Annotated in this window: 23 protein-coding genes; all 23 read right to left on the reverse strand. The window is 45.1% G+C overall.

Going from position 1 to position 20322, the window contains the following annotated elements:
* Nucleotides 1-2082 (reverse strand): XkdV family phage structural protein, encoded by a 2082-nt coding sequence (locus V756_RS0120845; RefSeq protein WP_024716374.1) that lies wholly within the window; start codon nucleotides 2080-2082, stop codon nucleotides 1-3.
* A 2-nt stretch (nucleotides 2083-2084) separates the two neighbouring features.
* The gene (locus V756_RS0120850; RefSeq protein ID WP_024716375.1) at nucleotides 2085-2357 is read right to left on the reverse strand and encodes a hypothetical protein; all 273 of its coding nucleotides are present in this window, start codon (nucleotides 2355-2357) and stop codon (nucleotides 2085-2087) included.
* A complete protein-coding gene (locus V756_RS0120855; protein WP_024716376.1) occupies nucleotides 2354-2932 on the reverse strand; it encodes a YmfQ family protein in 579 nt (192 codons plus the stop codon). Before V756_RS0120855 ends, V756_RS0120850 begins: the two co-directional genes overlap by 4 nt.
* Entirely contained in the window at nucleotides 2916-3962 is a 1047-nt protein-coding gene (locus V756_RS0120860) for a baseplate J/gp47 family protein (protein WP_024716377.1), read from the reverse strand. The genes V756_RS0120855 and V756_RS0120860 overlap by 17 nt, the downstream gene beginning before the upstream one ends.
* Nucleotides 3955-4380 (reverse strand): DUF2634 domain-containing protein, encoded by a 426-nt coding sequence (locus V756_RS0120865; RefSeq protein ID WP_024716378.1) that lies wholly within the window; start codon nucleotides 4378-4380, stop codon nucleotides 3955-3957. The genes V756_RS0120860 and V756_RS0120865 overlap by 8 nt, the downstream gene beginning before the upstream one ends.
* 59 nt (nucleotides 4381-4439) lie before the next feature.
* Nucleotides 4440-4706, reverse strand: coding sequence for a DUF2577 family protein (locus V756_RS0120870; protein ID WP_024716379.1), 267 nt, complete (start codon nucleotides 4704-4706; stop codon nucleotides 4440-4442).
* Entirely contained in the window at nucleotides 4706-5683 is a 978-nt protein-coding gene (locus tag V756_RS0120875; RefSeq protein WP_024716380.1) for an XkdQ/YqbQ family protein, read from the reverse strand. Before V756_RS0120875 ends, V756_RS0120870 begins: the two co-directional genes overlap by 1 nt.
* Before the next feature lie 15 nt (nucleotides 5684-5698).
* Nucleotides 5699-6358, reverse strand: a complete 660-nt coding sequence (locus tag V756_RS0120880; protein WP_024716381.1) for a LysM peptidoglycan-binding domain-containing protein — start codon at nucleotides 6356-6358, stop codon at nucleotides 5699-5701.
* Nucleotides 6351-10355, reverse strand: a complete 4005-nt coding sequence (locus V756_RS0120885; RefSeq protein ID WP_024716382.1) for a transglycosylase SLT domain-containing protein — start codon at nucleotides 10353-10355, stop codon at nucleotides 6351-6353. The genes V756_RS0120880 and V756_RS0120885 overlap by 8 nt, the downstream gene beginning before the upstream one ends.
* A 1-nt stretch (nucleotide 10356) precedes the next feature.
* Entirely contained in the window at nucleotides 10357-10506 is a 150-nt protein-coding gene (locus V756_RS01000000122935) for a hypothetical protein (protein WP_081719940.1), read from the reverse strand.
* A gap of 29 nt (nucleotides 10507-10535) precedes the next feature.
* Nucleotides 10536-10982 (reverse strand): phage tail assembly chaperone, encoded by a 447-nt coding sequence (locus V756_RS0120895; RefSeq protein WP_003232676.1) that lies wholly within the window; start codon nucleotides 10980-10982, stop codon nucleotides 10536-10538.
* A 94-nt stretch (nucleotides 10983-11076) separates the two neighbouring features.
* Complete coding sequence (locus tag V756_RS0120900) at nucleotides 11077-11520, reverse strand: phage tail tube protein (protein ID WP_024716383.1); 444 nt, start codon at nucleotides 11518-11520, stop codon at nucleotides 11077-11079.
* Nucleotide 11521: 1 nt separating this feature from the next.
* Nucleotides 11522-12922 (reverse strand): phage tail sheath family protein, encoded by a 1401-nt coding sequence (locus V756_RS0120905; protein WP_024716384.1) that lies wholly within the window; start codon nucleotides 12920-12922, stop codon nucleotides 11522-11524.
* Nucleotides 12919-13137, reverse strand: a complete 219-nt coding sequence (locus V756_RS0120910; protein WP_024716385.1) for a YqzN/YkzM domain-containing protein — start codon at nucleotides 13135-13137, stop codon at nucleotides 12919-12921. Before V756_RS0120910 ends, V756_RS0120905 begins: the two co-directional genes overlap by 4 nt.
* 3 nt (nucleotides 13138-13140) lie before the next feature.
* Nucleotides 13141-13581: a phage tail terminator family protein gene (locus V756_RS0120915; protein ID WP_024716386.1), complete on the reverse strand. Its 441-nt coding sequence runs from the start codon at nucleotides 13579-13581 to the stop codon at nucleotides 13141-13143.
* 12 nt (nucleotides 13582-13593) lie between these two features.
* Complete coding sequence (locus V756_RS0120920; RefSeq protein ID WP_024716387.1) at nucleotides 13594-14079, reverse strand: HK97 gp10 family phage protein; 486 nt, start codon at nucleotides 14077-14079, stop codon at nucleotides 13594-13596.
* Nucleotides 14076-14432 carry a YqbH/XkdH family protein gene (locus V756_RS0120925; protein WP_024716388.1) on the reverse strand — a complete coding sequence of 119 codons (357 nt, stop codon included), beginning with the start codon at nucleotides 14430-14432 and terminating at the stop codon, nucleotides 14076-14078. Before V756_RS0120925 ends, V756_RS0120920 begins: the two co-directional genes overlap by 4 nt.
* Nucleotides 14429-14812, reverse strand: a complete 384-nt coding sequence (yqbG, locus tag V756_RS0120930) for a protein YqbG (protein ID WP_024716389.1) — start codon at nucleotides 14810-14812, stop codon at nucleotides 14429-14431. The genes V756_RS0120925 and yqbG overlap by 4 nt, the downstream gene beginning before the upstream one ends.
* 21 nt (nucleotides 14813-14833) lie before the next feature.
* Complete coding sequence (locus tag V756_RS0120935; protein WP_024716390.1) at nucleotides 14834-15769, reverse strand: phage major capsid protein; 936 nt, start codon at nucleotides 15767-15769, stop codon at nucleotides 14834-14836.
* A 24-nt stretch (nucleotides 15770-15793) separates the two neighbouring features.
* Nucleotides 15794-16621 (reverse strand): XkdF-like putative serine protease domain-containing protein, encoded by an 828-nt coding sequence (locus V756_RS0120940; RefSeq protein ID WP_024716391.1) that lies wholly within the window; start codon nucleotides 16619-16621, stop codon nucleotides 15794-15796.
* 19 nt (nucleotides 16622-16640) lie between these two features.
* Nucleotides 16641-18128: a phage portal protein gene (locus V756_RS0120945; protein ID WP_024716392.1), complete on the reverse strand. Its 1488-nt coding sequence runs from the start codon at nucleotides 18126-18128 to the stop codon at nucleotides 16641-16643.
* 3 nt (nucleotides 18129-18131) lie between these two features.
* Nucleotides 18132-19433, reverse strand: coding sequence for a PBSX family phage terminase large subunit (locus V756_RS0120950; protein WP_024716393.1), 1302 nt, complete (start codon nucleotides 19431-19433; stop codon nucleotides 18132-18134).
* Complete coding sequence (xtmA, locus tag V756_RS0120955; protein ID WP_024716394.1) at nucleotides 19430-20227, reverse strand: phage terminase small subunit; 798 nt, start codon at nucleotides 20225-20227, stop codon at nucleotides 19430-19432. Before xtmA ends, V756_RS0120950 begins: the two co-directional genes overlap by 4 nt.
* Nucleotides 20228-20322: the final 95 nt, after the last annotated feature.

Genomic DNA, 20322 nt, shown 5'->3' on the forward strand with positions numbered 1-20322 from the left:
TTATACTGTAGGATAGTTAAGTCCTCCAAGTTCTTGGACGTCTATATAGTTGTATAGCTCGTTAAAATCGGATACACCTCTTCTATCATCACCGCTATAATTGCAATAACAATAGATCTCTATATAGTCACCTTTGTTCATAGGAACGGTTACATTACCATTTAATCCAAGGTACATTTCATTTTGCTTATCAACAAAGTCCCCTCTCTTATGGTCAATTGGTTTATACAATGATCCATTTAGATAGAGTTTCAGATGAAAATTGATGTAAGCCGGTGTATTTATCATATACAGCCCAACTCCTACTAAAAACATTCCATCATTAGGGGCAACGAATCTACTATTTTTTGTATCAAAAGCATTGTGACTATCTTTTATTTTGCGTTCAAACTGAATTTTTGTATGGTTAGCTTTATTTAAATATTGTATGCTGTTGGCCCGAATATTGGCATGTGCAAATCCAGAAATTTTATGCCAAGCCGTCCAGCCTGAACCACTCCACCAGTGGCGTAACCATGTACCAGTACTATCAAAATAACTGCCAGATTCGTTTCCTCCACCATAAAAATATTGAGTAAACCTATAATCATGATATTTCTCATTTTTCACAATTCCATAACCAAGTGGATAACCCGTCTTATTTCCTTGACCAACATCCATTAGTGTTAGCCCTTGGGGATATTCATTACCTCCAGTTCTTGCGTCTTGAATTGCACTAGAGCCTGTAAGTACAGTTAACTTTTGATTTGTATAATTTGTGTCAACATAGTTTTTTGCATCAGCCAGCGCTTTATCTGCTATGGTTTGAGCACTTGCCTCAGTCTCGATCTTATTCCAACCTTTAAACACGCCGTCTGTATGGATCGTTGCCGTCCAAAAAGTTCCGTCATAACTTCTAGAGGCCAAAATTGTTTTTCGCCCGCTACTCCCTGTTTCGATTACATCATAGTTATACCATGATCCATCTCCTGAAACAGGATTGTTTATTATGACATTCCCTAATGCATAATAAAAGCCAGATGGCAGCGTTAATAAGTCAGTCCCATCTGGGATTTTAGTCCGGCAGCCTTGAGTATCAGTTAATTTATATAGTTGTGCATTATTCCATTTGTCTTTATCGGATTGTGTTACATGGATATCTGTTTTATTGGCATGTCCATCTATCTTTGACTGCGCCTCCGTTGTAGACTCAATTTGATACCAATTGATCGCACTATCGTTAGCGTTATAGAAAAACCACCAAGCGTTACCTCTCACATCCACAGCATATCCAATGCCTATTCCTAGCTGACCGACCAATTGCATACCTCGAAGACTTGCGTTTGACGGATTATCTGTGACCGCGTTTGTTCCATAGAAAGTAACAGTCCCAACATCTTTGAGCGAATCATAAAAAGATCCAGATGACAGGTTAATTTTTTGTGTCCCGTTATCGGCAGTTACTTTAAATAACTGTCCCGAATTCCATTTATCTTTATCGCTTTTATTTACATGTATTTCAGTTTTTTCTTCATGGCTCCTCACCTTAAATCGAGCGCCTTCTGAAGTTTCTAATTGAACCCAATCAGTCCAGCCGGAAGCATTCAGGGTTTTTCGCCATGTACCTCCTTCATAATCCATTGCCAAAGCTTCTCCATAAGATTTGCAGCCAATATACAATCCTCTAGTGGCAAACGGTGGGGTATTGATTCCCGTCTTATCAGTATAAAAGAAAAAGGTTTGATCCAATTCTTCCACAATCTTGTGAAAATCCAGACCGTTTTGGATGCTTGCTAGATATTTTCCTTTTTCATCAGTTAACTTAGTTAATTGTGCGTTGTTCCACTTTGTTCTCTCACTGGATGAAATGTGTATGGTTTCATCTGAAATATGCTTGTCAAAATCCTTCTTCGCCGCCTGCTGCACGTTATCCACGTTCCCCAGCCCGATTTGCGCCTTTGTTGTGTTGTGGGGGTTGTTCATGTCGTTTTTGTGGGCAGCCAGGTCTGTGTGGGCGTCTTTTATTCCTTTTTCCCAGCGGTTGACGTCGTCTTCGTTGATCGGATCGTCCGGGAGCCAGTCTGTTTTTTCATCGTATGCCATGTTTACACCACCTCAAAAGTAAATCTGAAATCGAGTGTTCGGTTTTCGCTGACGTCCAGGTCTGTTTTTCTTTCTGTAATGATGTTGCCCAGCTCGTCAAAAATTTGGACCGTTTCGATATGCTTAATGTCTTCTTCGCGTTTTGTCAGAACGGTGACTGTCGCTCCGTCAATGGCGAGTGCTGTTATTTCTGTTTTTTGTCCGTTAAGCAGCACGTGATCAATTCTGCTTTTCAGATCTGCCGCTGTACGTTCTCTGTATATGGTTGAAATCAAGTTAAAACCACCTCATTGTTGTTAAGGGTGACCGAATAACCGACTTTCAGCTCACTGGCTGTTCGGTATCTGCGGTGATTCAGGATGACTGTGTCTTTGATTTGAAGCGTCTCATTCAATCCGCCTCTGAGCGTATACGCCAAATGAGCGGGCTTCATGTTTTCTATCGTTTCGATCAGCTCATTCATGTGCTGAAGGTCATCAACATTGATATCGACGTTAAATCTGTATTCGCCGGGAAGCAGACGGACCTGCGCAGACGGATTTATCAAAAAGCGGTTCACCGCCTGCTCAATGGCCTTGTAAGTAATTGGCGGGATGTTCGACATTTTTGAAATAAGCCGCAATCTTCTGATCTCGTCGTTGTCGCCTGATTCCCGCGGGACATTTAAAATCTTTTCCCAGCGGCTGAGCCCCCATGTCGCCGTCGGCACAAATAATTGATCGGTCAGATCAAATATGCTGTTATTCTGTTTGTCAAACTCAGGTGCCTCCGCTTTCAGCAGCTCGGCCATTTCTTTAAGGCTGGTGAGAAATGGCGGCAGGTACGCTGTCATGTCATCTTGTTTGCTCAATGATCTTCACCTGCCCAAGCTTAGGAATTTCCACGTCGCTCAGCACGAGATTTTCAGACGTGCCATTGATTTGAATATTGGCGTAGTCACTGACTGACGGTGAATTATAAACAATATTGTTGATTTGCGATAGACGGATGACGTTATCTACAAACGCCATTTTCTTAAAAAGATTTAAAACGCCTTCTTCAATTTCCGCCTTGACTTCATCAATCGAGTGATTGATCTCAGGCAGCACTTCGGCAGAAATCTCAACTTCCTTCCAGACCGCGCTTTCCACTGTGACAACGGCTCCAATTGGCGCCTGCCCCTCACCCTGTCCCGGTTCAGGATCGATATAATCCTTCACTTTTTGAATTAAGATATCGGAAGCTGGCTCGAGCTTGGCATTCGTGACGACAATTTTGACCGTGCCGTCCCCGTTCCAAAGCGGGAAAATTTTCGCCTTCCCAATACCGTCCACTTCTTCAGCCCACTCTTTATAATGCATTTTATTGGCACTGACAGCCTCACGCCGAACCCTTGTAAAATACCGCTCTCTTAAGCTGTCGTCTCCTTCTTCCTCGCGGCCCGGAATGAGGATTTCCTTGACAATGGCTGTTTCTAATCCGGGAATGGTATCCAGTGACAGTAAATTGCGTCCGGTCAGGTTGGCGTTTCCTGCTTCACCAGGTGTTTCACAGACGAGCGTCCCATCTGCTGTATATTGAAAATAAAGATTATCCACATAGAAGCGGGAGCCGGCCGGAATGGTCACACCAGACGTAAACTCTCCCGCTCTGACCGCCTTTGTCGCGGCTGTCCGTTCAATCCCAGCTTCCGCTGCGCGCCGGTCTAAAAACTCCCCTTGCGCGGTATCGGAGAAGACGAGCTCTAGCACAGTATCCAGCCATATATATGACTTCGCAAGCTCGGCCGCCGCCGGGGCTAACGCATTATAAATGACACTGCCTTCTCTTGTGTCAATATCTGCGGAGATGCTGTTCAGCATACGCTCCATAATCTCCTCAAAGGTCTGATCCTCAAACATCTTCGCCAATCACCTCCTCAATCTCAAGCGTCCCTTCATCTGTCTCCACCACGAAGGAAACATGAAACACATCGCCTTGTTTTTCAATCTCAAAATCTGTTACAGCAGATATCCGGTCGTCATAAACGAGCGCTTCCTCTATCAGCCTCGGAATCTCCATTTTTTTATAAGCATCAGTCGTCTCATGATCTGTCAGCACGTCCTGAAGTTCATTGCCGACATTATGGCTGTATACGGAATACGCATAGCGCTCTGTCTGTAAGGCGATATACACAAACTGTCTGATCGCTTCAAGACCGGTAATCAGCTCATTTGTAATTCTTCCGTTTTCAAAATCGATTTTGTACGTTTGCGAGGTTTCAATGACTTCACTGTCATCTTCAAAATCCTCAAACTCAACTTCCGGTGTCAGGGCCATGATGCCCACTCCTTTATAACAAACTAAATAAAAAACCCCTTCTAGCTGAAGCGGTTTGTCTATACTTTATCTAAAATAAAAAACGATTGCCCGCCAGTCAGAGCAGCTGTCATAACACGGTCTCCCGGCTCGAGTGCATCGTCTCCTCCGGACTGCATCCGTTTTGGGATGATGAGGGCGTCAGCCGGTATGATCAGTTTGCTGTTTTCATTTAACTTGATCTCAACAGGAGAAACCGAAACCACCTCAGCTGGGAGCAGCTCCACCGGAGACTCAGCGCCAACTGCGCCGACTGCCAAGTGTTTAATAGCCTCACTTAACCTCATCAGGACGCTCCTTCCGGCATCGCATTCTTTTCGACAACATCAATGGTCATCGTATGTTTCGTTCCTTTAAATTCGTGCCGGTCTGTATCTACCCAATAGGTTTTTTTGATTCCCGCTTCCGGAATGGATATATAGACAGGCAGTCCGCTCTGCACTTCCGGAATGCCGACCGCCTGAATATTTTTCAGTTCTTTCTTCACGCCCTTTTTTTCAGCAAGACGCACATCTGCCCGCCGCTGAAGCTGTGCTTGGTTGATGTCATCTGTGACCGTTTCCGTATATTGAAGCACACCGTATTTATTTAAGCCTGAACTGTCTTTGGCAGACGCTTTATACGTCTTATTGTCCTTCTGCCGGCGGAGCACCACCCGTGTTGCAGTGTCATTTATAGAAGTGCTGTATTGGTAGCCCGTAATATTGACGCCGGTTTCGAGCACCCATACTTCTGACGGATCTGGCCACGCGCGCAAACCGAGCTTTCCTTTTTCCGAATACAGCTGGTAATGCCGTCCTGTCTGGCTTTTCGTCTGTTTCAGCGCTTTTAAGATGATGTCATACAGGCTCGTATCATTTTTAATGACAAGGCTTTTGATTGTATGGCCTGTGTTCGCAATCGAGGCAGTCGGTATTTGAAAATCATTGGCGATTCTTCTGATCATCTGGTCAGCCCGCTGATTGGAAAAGACGTACACACCCTGGTTTTTGACCAGATACTGAAGCATATCGTATGCGCTGAAAGCAAGCGTATGCTCATCCGGGGTTCTCGCAAAAACAATGCCCCGAAAAAGCTCTTTTCCCTTCCATTTAAACAAGACCGTATCTCCTTCTGAGACGCTGTAATATGTCTGGTTACCCTGTTTGATGACAATGGTCGCTTCAATGGAGCGCGGCGCCTGATAACGATGTCCTTCCAGTGATACGCTTTCAGCTACCAGCTCAAGCCACTCTGTGTCTTTAATAACGAACAGTTCTATCATCATACTTCACCTGTTTCATTGCGGTATCTTTAATTTTTGGCCGGGGAAAATCCAGTGGCCCGGCTGCCTGATGTTTCGTTTGCTTCGTTTGATCATTGCTGTTTTATTGGCGTTCCAAATTTTGTGCCATTGCGTGCTGTTCCCATAAAATCTGCCGGCAATGTCCCACAGCGTGTCTCCCTTTTTCACTGTATAGGTTTTCGGAGAAGCCTTCGACGGGCGTTTTGCCTTTGTTTTTTTCTTCTGCTTGATTTTCCGTGGGGAAGCGGTTTTGTATTCTTTTAATTGAATATCAAACGAGCGATCGCCGATATCCTGCTGGCCTTCGCTATAGGAAAAACCTTCAATGCTGCATGTTACATTCACTTTAGTTCCCGTAATCAAAAACTGAACCGGTTTTTTGGCCTTCATCCATTTTTCAATTTTTGTTATCGCATTTTCCGGGGATGGGAAGTTTTGATATTCAGCTATCGGGCTGTATTTCTTCGGAAAAAACGAAGAGAACGAAATTTCTTTTGCTCCCTGTTCGTCAATAAATGTAAGGTCACCAAACTTGGCTACTTTAACCGTTTCATTCTGAACCGTATTTGAAATATTTAACTGGTCGGGAAGAACGGGGAGCCGCAGTTTGTCCTTCCCTTGTGAAATCCAAAATTCATATACGGATTTAGTCAAATGCAACGACTCCCTTCGTTCCAATATTGATATCCTTTTGCAGCTCGTCTATGAGCGCCTGTTTGATTTTCGCCGCTAGGCTTTCAGCATCTTGTCCATTATGGAAGTGCTGGTCACCGTTAAATTGAATATAAATCTCTTTTGATCCGGAAACCGCTGCCGCCGGCCGGCTAGCTGAAGTAACAGCTGAAACTTGCCCTGATGAAAGCTCAGATTGCTGGGATTGAGATGGATCTGTCACTTCCATACCAAGAGCCTGTGCCGCTCTCTGAAGGAGGTAGCGGCCGCGTATGCCCCGCTCTTCCGGAATGATCCATTCTCGCTTGTTTCCTTCACCGACACGGGCGATTTGTTCTTTTGTGATCAGCCCGCCGTTGGCATAACCGACATAGGGACCGCCACGTTTAAGACTTTTAATACCAGGTACATTATCAATTGATCCGTATCTGCTTTTGATATAGCCGATTGCGGCAGCAGCGTTATGAATCGGATTTCGAATGTTACCCATGCCCGGTGCTTTATGAGCATTAAATGTGGTCGGAACGGTCTGCATGAGTCCTTGTGATGGGTTTCCCGCCTTCGCGTTGCTATCCCACAGGTTAATAGAGTTAGGGTTGCCCCCTGATTCATACTGTGCAATCGTCATTAATCCCGAGAGCCAGCTCAATGGTGTCTTTGTGGCCATCATTGCAGCCATAAGCCACTGTTTCACATTTCCGCCTACTGCACCCATTCCTGAATAAGCAGCTGCCAGTGATCCAGCTTGTTTTTCAGCATATTTTTTCACATCGACAGAATCTAGACCTTTTACAACACCCACAGAGGCAAAACGCCCCAAGCTCATCATGACACGGGAAGGTGAATGGATATCTAATTCCTCACGGAAAGCCTGTTCCACTCGCTTCGCCATATCCTTTGCAGCTTGTTTCACTTCATTGGATTTAGAATTCATGCCTGTCACAAAGTTTCCAACCAAGCCGGACCCCCAGCTATTGGATGTGTCTTTTGAACGCAGGAACGGTTTGTCAACATGTGAGCTTACATACTGCGCGGTCCCTGTTTGGGTTGAGTTTTGCCCTTGCGCAAAGCCTTTGACCGTCCCTGTGCCCCATGATGATGATTTGTTCACAGTCGCTTGGAATGGTGTTTTGACCTTAGATTGCAAAAAGCCGTCCGTTCCGGTTGCAGTGCCGTTTTGCCCCTTAGTATAGCCGCTCACCATTTGTTTTCCGTAGTTTGGTGAAGCAGAAATCATTTGTGTAAATGGCGTATTGATGTTTTTCTTTTTCCAGTCTTCCATTTTGACCGGCTGATTGCTGATGCCTTTATCAAAGCCTTCTGAAAATTGCTGTCCGAGTGTGGACGCTTGGCCTGTAAGGTTTGCAGTGTCCATTGACGGAGAGGCTGATCCTGATAACGGGCTGGCAGCAGCTGCTCCTCCTGAAACCGATACCGGACTTGCAGCTGAAGATGAAGCGGCTCCCATGTCGTCTACGACTTGCATACCGAGCTTAGACGCTGCTTGTGAAAGAAGCATTTTGCCTCGACCTCGGTTGTTATCAACCGGGATAACGAATTCCTTGCCGGCTTCACCGATCCACGAGATAGTCGGTTTGGTGATATAGCCGCCTGTGGCGTTCTGATTCAGCGCTTGTTGAAAAACAGTCATATTATTATTTGATGGAGACTGAGCAAAAATGTTATTAGTAGTAGTTTTAGAACTAGTTTTCTTCTCTTTCGAATCCTTTTTGCTTGGTTTTTTCTTGAGGTGAGTAACTTCCTCTCCCCTGTGTATTACTTTTGCAACGAAACCTCCAACTGCATCTTTTATATCGAATAGCCATGAAAATTTCTCAGCAATTGCCTCTGATACTTTAACCAATGGATCTTTCACATGTTCATTAAACCAAGTTTCAATTCCATCCCATGCATCCTCAAAAAATTTCCTTGCATCATCAAATTTTTCTTTTATCGAAGTTTTAATATCATCTACTTTTTTGACTATCGGGTTCCATACATTATCATAAAACCAATTTGACACGCTTGACCAAACATCAGAAATAGTAGTCCATGCATCGTTAATCTTACTCCAAATCCATGTTGCCGCATTTGATACTGCTTCACTCACAGGGTTCCATACATTGTCCATGAACCACGTAGAAACAGTAGACCATATTCCAGAAATAAAAGTCCAAGCGTTACATAATCCTGTCCATATCGTTGTAGCCACAGTAGTAACCGCTCCGCTTATTGGATCCCACACGTTATCCTTAAACCATGGGTAGACAACATTCCATACTGCCACTATGCCATCCCAAGCATAAGCAAACAGACCTACTATAAAATTAATTACGGGTACAGCTACATTATAAATAGGCGTAAACACATACTGGTCAAACCAAGTTGAAACTTTACTCCATGTATCTTCAATCCAAGTTATTGCCCCATTGGCTGTATCAGAGATTGAATCCCATTTTCCACTCCACCACTCTTTGTTAAAAAGTGATTTGCTTATATTCTCCTTTAACTTAGACGTATCAAACATCTTACCAATGTTCTTACCTGCTTCTTCTCCGCCGATAGCGCCTACTAAACCGCCGCCGATTCCACCGATAGCGCCTCCAATTGCTGTCCCTTCCGGACCAACGAAGGATCCAATTGTCGCACCTGCTTCTGCTCCGGCAGTTGCACCTGCTTCGGCGCCGACAATGCGTCCTCCGATTGAACCAACCTTTTCGCCAGCATTATCTTTATTGATTCCAGCTAAATCGAACATCGCTAAAGCAGATCCTACGTATGGAACAGCCTTTCCCATGCCTCTGAACGCTTTTCCTAGTTTGGATGAATCCTTTCCTAGCGATTTTAATCCTCCAAGCCAGTTCTTTACCTTCGAACCTGAAGTCCGAGGGGCACTTTCACCAGATGTGCCGCCCTGGCGTCTTCTTATCACTTCTCCAGGAACCTTCAGCGTTCTGTTTGGAGCCTTTGTCGGGCTTTTCTTTTTTCTATACGTTTTTTTCTTTTTAGTGCCCGGACTGATACCTCCGTCTTCACAGCAGCCGCAACAACAATTTCCGCCTGTATTACGATTAAGGACTTTTTTATCTTTTTCAGAATCCTCGCCTGAATCTTTCTTTTTTTGAGGGCCTAGAATTTTATCAATGATCTTATCGAACACATCATTTTTCAGCTTTTCTAATAATCTCTCTTTGAAACGATCTAAAAAAGCTTTTCCGATTTCGTTGAGTGTATCCTTAATCCAAGGCCAAGCGGATTTGGTCCACCAATCCTTTAGCCAACCTTTTATTTTTCCGACCCATCCAGGTTTTTGATCTGAGCTTTTATCAGACCCTTTATCCGAGGATTTGTCTGATTCTTTCTTAGATGTCTCTTTGTTAATCGGGCTTTCTTTTTTATTGATTTTGTCTGATACTTTTGACTTAACAACAATCTTTACAGAATACGTTTTTTCAAATTTCCTCAAAAGTGCTGTTAATCGATTAACGGTTTTGGTGATTTCATCGATGACTTTTAATTTAACAGTATAACCGTTTTTTAAATTTTTCTTGATATAACCAATCATTTTTTTAACTGTTGACGTAACCTTGTCATCTGGAACCAAAAGAAATGATAGCTTTTGATTAGATAGCATCTTCTTTATTTTTTTATATGCAGTTCTTGTCCTGTCTACCAAAGATACAGTCAGCTTGGTTTCTTTCGGCAGGCGTTTTAGTTTTTGTTCAATCGCTTCCAGCTTTGCAGTTGCTTGATCATCAAGTACAACTTTGATTTCTAGTGATTTCGCGAATTTTAAAATGATGTAGTCATTTATTTTTCTCAGCCGGTAAAATGCCTGATCTTCTGCTCTGATACTGATTTTGATTTGCCGATTAATGGTTTTGACTTTTTTTTCGACCTCTTGGAATCCTTTATGTATCCGTTTTAGTTTTTTAGATACCTTGTCTTCGAGATCAAAACGAGCTGTTAATTTTGCGATATTAGTTCCCTCCTCTCCTTGATTCTTTTTCTAATCGTTCTAGCTTATAACCTATCAACCCAAATAAAAGAGCTTTGAAATGTTTTGGTGCTTCGTATAATTCAAGAAGCTGGGATGGCGAATAATGAAGCTCATGCATTGCATAGTACAAATACACAGCTTCCTTATCGCCATCCTTTACTAGTTTTTTGCTTCTTCTTCTAGATCTTCAAGATCATCCTCAAACCCATTGATTTCAATAGCCTTATTCAGCCAGTTTGCATACTCTCCCCCCACAGATAGTACACGTTTCGCCACTTCTACTGGATCCGCTGTTTTGTAAGCTTCCCTTAAATCTTTTGAACGAAAATCAGGATAAATAGTAGATTCGATGGCAATTCTCGCATAAAAGCGCTGGGAGTCTAAATCTTTCACACGGCCGCGGCCTTTCACATTTTTAAATGTGGTATTTTCTTTCTCCAATTCATCAATTCGTTCGGTTGTAATTGGTTTTAAAATAAACGGAATGACATTCCCTTTTTTATCAACAAAACGCTTTGAGATCGGTACTTTGATTTCTTCGGCTTCAATTGTTTTTCCCGGCATAAAAAAGGAAAGATCATATACGTTTTCGTTCTTCTCGCTCATGTAAAAAACTCCCTTATCTCTTTTTGATTGATTTCATCATGTGTAAAAACAGACCTTTCTGAGAAAGGTCTGCATATGGCTACTTTAGTTTTGATTAAAACGTGTCAGAAAGCTTTTCAGGCACGTCGAAGTCTTCGAATGTAAATGGCACTTCTTCTTCTAACGCTTCTGAATCGACATCAAGACTTGCGATTTTGGCAGAATCAAAGTTGACGTCGTACAGCGTGACGCGCTCTGTGCCTCGTCCGGAGGATTTATCATCAAGCACGGCTTGGAGTGTGAAGTAAGGGTCGCTGCCTTTTTTGACATAATCCATCATCAAGAGCACGAATTTTGATGTGACTTTATAGAACGTTGCTGTTCCAGTTCCGTTTGCCCCTGTTGTTTTATGGCCTGTCATGCGGCGGCCCATAATGTTTACTTCAGACTTGTTTTTCTCGACGTTCGCTTCAAACGTTTTGATGTGCGCCATTTCCTCGCCATCGAGAAATAAGCGGCCTTCTTTTCCTGAGATTGTATTTTGAGCTTTTAATGCCATATTAGTTTACCTCCACATTAAAGTAGAATTTTTCTGCTGCGTCGACAGGCTGTACAGCCAGGTCAATCAAGAAGCCGTCACGGTCTTCATTCATTGAAATGGTGATATCTCCATCAGAATCAAAGCCGGTGATACCGCCCGCATCCTGAAGTGTTGTCATGTATTGCGTGATCATCGTTTTCACATACTGCAGTCCGTCTTCAGACGCCGGGATATCGCTTCCGCTGCCTTTTCTTGATTTAATTAAGGCTTTCAGCTCGCGTGTTAAATCATTATTCACAGCGTCCAGGACACGGACGATTTTATTTTTCGCGAACTTTTTGTTTTTCTCAGCTGTGAATGTAACGAGTGAGTTAATGTCCTTTTCAACGCTGACAGATTTATCGCGGGCGTCGAATGAAAATAAAAATTCGCCTTTGCCCAGACGTTCAACAATCGTATCGTGGTCAAGGCGGTGTAATACATCAACGGCGCCTTCGTACTCTACAAATGTAAGTGATTGATTAAAGGTTGCTCCTGCGCTCGCTCCAGCTACCCAAGCTGTCGCTTTATCCGGTGTAACCTCCGTGCCATCTTCCAGCAGCACACCTTCTGTTACGTTGATAATGCCTTCATAGTCACCAGCATAATTGGCTGTGACCCCTTGCACTTTTTGGCCTTGACCGTCGCGCAGACGCTTAATGAAAGCAGCAAATGTCGCCTTCAGCTGATCACCTTCCGCAACAGGAAGCACAATCACATCAAAACTCTCCGTCTCAGCAGCGGCTAAGAAATCTGTATAGTCAGAGTTGACAGGGGCTTTATCCGTACCGCCGGATAAACGGATTCCGGCTGATGCATTCAGCGTTTCAGCTGCAGTGTCTTCTTCTGATCCAGTGAGCGGAATTGTCGAAGACAGATCGCCTGTTCCGGTAAAGGTGACATAACCGTTGGCTTTTAATTCTTCAGCCTTTTTGACGGTCTGTTTATCAACCTCTGCTTCATCCATATACGTTGTCACGTCAAAAGCAGCGGCATCCAGCACATTGGGGTTAATACGGATGATGATGTCATTTCCTTTTGATCCGCCGTATACAGCAGTCGCTTTGACGCCTTCTGCAATATAAGCAGACGCTCGGACACCTTCGGTTAGACGGTACATCAATACCGTTTTCGCGTTTTTCTTTGCTTCACGCAATAGCAATAAAGACGGGTCATCAATGCTGAGGCCCACTTTTTTGTTAAGATCTTCGACGCTGGAAATGGAGACGAACGTTTTCGCTTCGCCCCAGCTTGATGCGACCGGAAGTGCGACTGTCCCCCGTTCACCTAGTGACACCCGCTCCTGTGCTGTCGTTTTAAAGTTAAAATAAATGCCTGCACGTTCTTTTTCTTTACCTGTTGTAAATGTTCCGCCATTCATGATGACATGACCTCCTTAGTTAAAAATGTTTGAATCAATTGTTTCGCTTCTGATTTCGTCATACGTGTTTGATCCACGCCAAATAAAGCCCCCTGAAGGATATCCGGCTTAACGCCGAACAATTCCTTCGCGTGCTTAGTCAAATCCGCTGTATCAAAAAGAGCTTCATGGCTCTCTGTATGTACAGCCTTCTTCTGTTGTTTGTCCTTTGCCACCGCTTATTTCACCCCGCTGTTCATGTCGATATCCTGTAAGACAGGCTGTTCTGTTTTGTGATAATAATATCGGCTGCTCCACCTGATCACCATGACCGCCTCGCCCCTGTCCCCAATTCTTGTCTCCATTCGGGTGATGCGAACCATATCCCCCGTCTTCTCACCAAATTCACTGAGCAGCGGAACCATATTTCTCGCTTCTCTGATAGCATCCGCGAGCCTGTCCGCTTCATCCAGCGCCTGAAGGGAGTCATGATGAAACAGCTTGACATTGAGACTGTAAGTTTTTTTAAATGTGGAGACCGTGTCTGTTTCCTCAAAAACAGATGGCGACGGGACATATAATGACGGTACCTGAAACTGATCAGGCAGCTCGTGTTCATAAATGGGAACAGACCACTGGCTGTACAAAAACGCCATGATCGATCCTGTTTCACTGTTCATCCTGCTCCTCCTTTACAGCTTCTTCAGCCACTGGCGCAACTTGCTTTCAAGCGATTTTTCAAACAGCTTTTCATATAAAAGCAACGCATGATCCCAGTAGCTCGTGCCCGGGATCCATTTTCTCTTGAGCGCCATTCCGGTTGAAGCCGCTGGATCATACATAAACTGTGAGCCTTGGAAACGCCCAGGCACCCACCTCACATTTTCTTTTGACGTCCAATGGCCGTCATTCAAAAATGAGGCGTAATCAAGCTGTGTGCCGACCTCAAGCGAAAGCCCGCCGCTTTGCACAATCCAGATATTATCCTCTGCGCCTTTCTCGAACGAGCTGAGCAGTTTTTCTGTATCAATCGTTTGTGTGCTGATGAGTTCAGATTGAACGATCTCCAGAAAATCTTGCCCGCACTCCTCGAGCCAACGGGATGCCTGTTGAGAAAAGGCGCCTGAGGCCGCTTCTTTTAATGACTTGTTTAGCTGTTTCAGCCCCGCTATTTTCATAGGCTTTCATCCCTGACTGCGATGACTTCCCAATGATGATGCCTGATCCTTTTCGGCAGCTTTAGTTTATAGTTATGATTCTCCCAAATGACTTTATCGTTCACGCGGATGTCCGCGGACAACGGAAAATGAACGAGAAAGCTATGATATACCGTTTGATTCGGCTCCTTCTGGATCAGCTGCTGCGTTTTTTCTGTAAAATAACAAGGGACATCTTGTTCATCAGGTGTGTCAGGATATGAAATGACCGGCTGCAGCTTATCCGCCGGAATCCCGAACCGGCCAGCAGACGGCGTTTGAGCCTCTTCATGATAAATGTCGCAGCGGTGAATGAGCATGTGCTGATAGCTCATAAAGACCTCACCTTCAGTCTGGAGGACTCAGGGACATAGCCCGGCGTAATAAACTCTTCGAGCAAATGATACACCTCCGGCCGCTGAATGCCGCCTTCTCCGGAAACCGTATAGGAATAATCGCCCATTTTTTCAGACTGATAGCTTGATGAGGCTGATTCATCGCTATTCACAAGTGCAAAATACTGGGCAAGCTTTACTAAAGCCAATTTCACCTTGTCGGGCAGCGGATCATACACACTGTCTTCAAAGCGGTGCCCTGTAATCAGAGCCGCTTCTGCTTCCGCCTCGATGATATCCTGGGCCAGCAGTTCCTCCGGTCTGTTTTTTACTCGATCATAGATCGAATAGGAGGCTACGTCAGTCGGTTTAATGAGCATGAGCTGACCACCCCGTTTCTATTATTCTTTTACGTTAATTAATTTCGCGCAGGCATCCTCTTCCTCGAACTTGCTGTCGAGCTTGGCCGTTAAGACGATAATGAATTTACGGGAGCGGATGTCTTTATCGACTTCAATTCGGATATTGCGGGAGAAGCCGAGAATGATATTTTTCGGATGTGTGAGAATGATATCAGAAGCGTCATATTGCGCGTCTCCCTCACCGACTGTGTACGGCTGGATATTGGATACCCCTTTCACCGGTACGCCGAACGCTGTTGATAAGCCGCCCTGAACAGCCTGGTCCCCTAGGTTTGTCTGGCGGTCCGCCACGCGGTCCTTCCATTCAACTTCTAAGCCGTGAGACGTATAAAATCTGAACTCCTGAGGAATACGCAAATATTTCGGCGGAACAGCCTTTAAGCCTTTCTTGAATGTCGCTCTGGACAATTCTTCACCGTTCATGTCAACGATGTGGGACACCGCTTGCTTGCGAATGCCGTCCAGCTGCGCCAGATACGGATCAGCTGATGCTGTATCGCCATTTACAATCAGCTCTTCAATATCAACGGCTGCACGCTCTGCTAAAATTTGCATGATCGTCTGCTGCAGGCCGTCTTTTTCAATGTTGTTTTCGAGTGTGTCATACGTAATGTTGATTTCCGCAATGACTTCCTTCGTGTTCAGCTGAACAGTGCTTGTCGTCGGAACTGTCAGCTCGTCGTTTGACAGTGCTTTTCCTTCTTGAGCAGCCCGCAGAATACGCTGGCCGAAGCCGATTTTCTCAAATTTTTGCGAGTCATTTTCCATTTGAATCACGCGGGATTCACTGAAAATGGTCGGCGTGTTTTGCACCATGCGGATAAAAGCCGATGCTTGCGCAGGGTTCATGAGTCCGCCGCTTTTTAAAGCAGAAAGCGACATTTCCGCTTTCCGAATGATATCTTGATTTCTCAATTGATTTCCTCCTCTTTGACTGGTTTACAGCAGTCCGCTCCAGATAGATTTTTTGACTTGCTCTGTATTGCTGCCCGCTTCGTCCGCTGTCTGTTTAGACGCGCCTCGCGCTTTTTCCAACGCCTCGATGCGTTCGATCAGCGGGGCAAGCATATCCTCAACGAGCTTTTTCAGACGCTCGTCATCACCCGTCTGCTCAGGCTTTTCCTCCGTGTCTGTGTTTTTTTCAATCCGCTCAAGCCGTTTGAGCAGAGGGTAAAGCGCATGCTCGAATGATTCTTTCATGTCTTCTTTTCTCATTTCTTCAGTCTCCTTTCCTGTTTTGTCAGCCAGCATCTGCTTAAATACACTGAAGAATCCCGCTTTTTCAACCGGTTCTTCCTCATACACATCAGCAGTGCCCGCCATGCTGTAGCCGGTGATGATTCCAGCCTTGATCTGTTCCCACACCTCGTCAGACGCTCTTGTCACGAGCACCCACGAGCCTTTTGTAATCTGCTTTGATCCGATCATAAAATCATCGGGCGCCACATATGACTCGACTACGACGCCGGTTCCGCCCTCAAAGCTGTGATTGATATCAATCTCCCGCGCCTCCGCGAGAAAGCCGTGGGCCGCTTTTTCAATTTCCTCGGCGGTCATGAAATCGCCGTGGGCATCAGGAACATCAGGCTCATACACGATTCCGTACACGAGCTTTTGTTCATCCAGCTCACTCTTAGTAAATACCCGAACCTTTTTTTCAAATGACGGAGGTCCGGCTGACTTCGTAAAGAAAAATTCTGTCTGGTTAGCTGCCTTGTCCACATAACTGACAAAGCTGATTTTCGCATTTCTTAATTCCCGCGCCACCTGCTTGATTCACCTCCCTTCAGGACGTTTTGATAGCTTCGATGCTTTCTTTCAGCTCCTGCATGAGCGCAGCCAGATTTGTCTTTTCCGCATCCTGTCCTGCGGGCCGTTTATAGATTTCCTCAGGCCATTCCTCAAGCGTTTTGCCAAGCACCCGCCCCGCAAGGTCGCGTAAATCATTCGGCGAAACGGCTCCGGCTGTAATAAAAGGACCGAGCACTTTCGCAATCTCAAGCGGATCGCGAAAGTCCGGTCCTTTTAATGTCAGCCTGACGTCATGGATATTCAGCTCCGGCAAAAGCAGCGTGTTCAGTTTATTTACGAGCGTTTTTCGCTCCGGCTGAAAAACCTGCTCCTCCGTAATTTTTCTGGCGGTATCAGCTGTCGCCCGGTTGTATTCCTGAGCTTCGCCTGTGTACAGCGGCGGGAGGCGGAACGCCGAGCGGAGCTTATTTCTGCTTTTTTCATCGTACTCAAGAAACAAGGCGTCGTTTTGGAGAATTTCCGCCAAGGATTTGATTTCCACGGACACCGGCGTAATATCCTCGCCCCCGTGGAGATCCTTCTCTTTCGCGATTCCTTCCGCTTCAATCAGGAGAAATTTATGGGCGTTTTCCACGCCTTCAAGGTCATTCATATACTCTTGGAGCTCCCGGTAAGAAGCTTCCGACAGCATCCCGTTTTCGACTGTGATGGCAGCGGGTACATGACGGCCCTGCTTAAAATACATAAAATTGAGCTCTTCCGCTTTTCGTGCTCCGTACAAATTGACGATATTGCCAACCCAGCGAGGCACGCCGTATACACCGCTTCCGATTTTGAGGTGAATGGCTTCATTTGCTTGATACTTCTCTGCCAGTGTGCTCACATATTCACCTGTGCGCATGTCCATTTTGCGCGGATCGCCGTATTCTTTGAAAAATACTTTCTTTCCATTGATCAGCTGCACAAATTTCCGAAAGCGTTTTTGCCGTTTGATTTGTTTCATTTTTCCGTTTTCTTCATACATAAAAGATACTTCAACAGGCTCGCCGGCTCCGCATACACGCATATTTTTCACATCTAAATATTCGATGCCGGCCGGTTTTCCCATCCCGTCGCGCAGCACTTCCATAAAGCCGTTACCTGTTTTTTCTCTGTCTTCGATGGCATAGCCTAAAATCATTTCAGCCGATTCGTCAAAATGAAGACATTTGTAAAATGCCTCAAGTCTGGCCCAGTCTTTTTCCGCTCTTTTCTTTTTGGTCTGGTCGACGTCAGTAGCGTTGACATCAAACGTGTACTCAACATCGAAGCCAAAGCCTGTAATGTTGACTCTGTACGCATCAATGCATTGCTGAAGAATCGTCGAGTACTCAGCAATGGTTTTGAGCTCAGTGATATTGTAGGGCGGTGCGATAATATCCTCTCCGTATAGCTCAGAAAAGTCATCTTCATAGATTTGCTTTGTCTGAGGAGCGGCGGCATTGGCTTTAAATACTGTCGCTCTGACTGTTTGATTGTGTATCATTTATGACCTCCTCCTTTCCCTGTTCGGCCGAATTCGTTTGTGTGCTGTCTCTTTCATATCAGCCACCTCATAATCATCAAGCGCATACCAAATCGCAGATAGCGTATGCGGGTCAATCGTGAAATCATCCTCTATCAGCGCACCGTTTTTATCTTTTGCGTACGTCAGCGTCTTGAGCTCATAGATGACATTTTCACAGCGGTCCGAACAGAAGATCTTTTTGAATCGTTTCACCTTTTTCGTGTATTGAAGCCTGGAGCCGGGAAACTTTCTGGCTCCGACCATTCGAAAGCCCTGCTGGCGGAAGTATTGGATGCTTTTCGGCTCAGCGGAGTCGGCTTTGATCAATTCCTGTGTGTCAATAAACTCACGCAGCTCCTCAGCGGTCCTGTCATCTGTCATTTTGTTTTGATAATACTCCCAATAAATGTAGAGATATTTTTTTTCTGGGTCGACAGCAAGCCGGACGACGGCATTATAGGATTCCTCGAATCCAAAATCCATGCCTGTGCGAAAAATCGGCTTGCTGATGGCTCCGATACATTTTTTTACTTGATCATGCGAAAGCACCTCGAACTGCGGCAGCACCCTGATTCCGTTGACGCCGAATCGTCCTTTGCGGGCAATACGGTACAGGTCAGGATCATACGCCTTGAGTCCGTCAAGCTGCTTCACATAGCTTTTCGGGAGAAAGAGGTTGTCGTTTGCTGTGGAATGATGATAATACGTATCCCCCTTCACAATCGTCCGCTTTTCGTAAAGTTCGCTGTCATCCAGTACAAACCGTTTATTTCGTTCATCACGAAAAAAATGCCGGTACGTCCAATTGGAGGTGCCGACAGGATTGGTGGTGCAGATCATATGAAGCTTCAGCTCAGGATGGCGAAGACGGCCGATTAATTCCTTGAAGCCTTCATACTTCACTTCTGAGCACTCTTCAATCCATATTAATGAAATGTTATGAACCGATTTTAATTTCGCCGGATTGTCCATGCCTTTGAACATGATCCGGCTGCCGTTTTGAAATCGCAGCTGGAGCGGAGAAGAAAGGGATGCCACAGCCTTTGTGAGGCCAAGCTCTTCAATCACCTCTTGAAACAAGGCGAAAGTTGAATCCCGATGGGTGTCGAACACCTCGCGGATGACAAGGGCGGTCCGTTTTTCCTCCAGCAGCTTTAGCACGATTTTCAATGCCGTATGATAGCTTTTGGATGAGCCGTAGCCGCCGACGAGAAACTGGTACGTCTGCTCCCAATTGAACACGTAATCTTCGAAATGAGGGTTGATTTCTTTGACAATCATGACTTGTCCTCTTTTCGTTTGATCATGATTTCAATCGGCGCTTGGCTGTCATCCGTTTTCTCCGCTTTTTGTTTGGCAAGCTTCAATTTCTCGTTTTCAATTTTTTGTTTAAATTGATCCGGAAACAAATCAAAATATAAGGACAGCTTCTCGAGCGCCTTCATTTTATCGGCCAGTTTGATGGCGATGCCTTCTTTGCCGAGCTTTGCTTCCGTCACAATGGTGCCGTCCACGAGCCCGGAGTCTTTGACATCGACAAAGCTGATTTCCTTCATAATCGGGTTATCATCTTCATCAAACAGCGGACCTGATTTCCCGACAGCCTGGACCTCTTTTTTTCCGAAGGTCACATAGTCCGTAATATCCGCAAACGCGATCTTGATATAAACCTGCAGCACGTCCATCGCTTCAATAAACATTTCATTGACCATTTCTTTTTTAATGCGTTTGATTTCAACAGCGACCTTTTCATTCTTTAACAGACGGCTGCCCGTCACATGGGCGCTGTCCGGAGAATAGCCCGCTTTGATTGCTGACTGTGTGGCATTGAAGCTTTTGACGTAATACAGGCAAAACAGCCGCTGGCGTTCATTTAATTCATCATTGTCTATCCGGCGCTGTTTTGGTTCATTTCCAGCTTCAGAAAACAAGGCCGTTTTCCATTTGTCTTGTTTTTTCCATATGCCGATTGTTTTTGCGGAAACACCAATGATGTCCGCAATCGCTCGATTTGTGATCTTTCCCTGATGTTGTTGATAGATTGCTAATGCTTGTTCGCGCTGTTGTGTTTTCATGCTACGGCATCACCGCCACCTCCAGCATGGATGTCTATTCATAAAAGCGGCTGATCTTGCCAGCCGCTTATGTGTCATGCTCTATTCACTTATAG

The organism is Bacillus tequilensis KCTC 13622 (genome assembly GCF_000507145.1).
Classification (GTDB): domain Bacteria; phylum Bacillota; class Bacilli; order Bacillales; family Bacillaceae; genus Bacillus; species Bacillus tequilensis.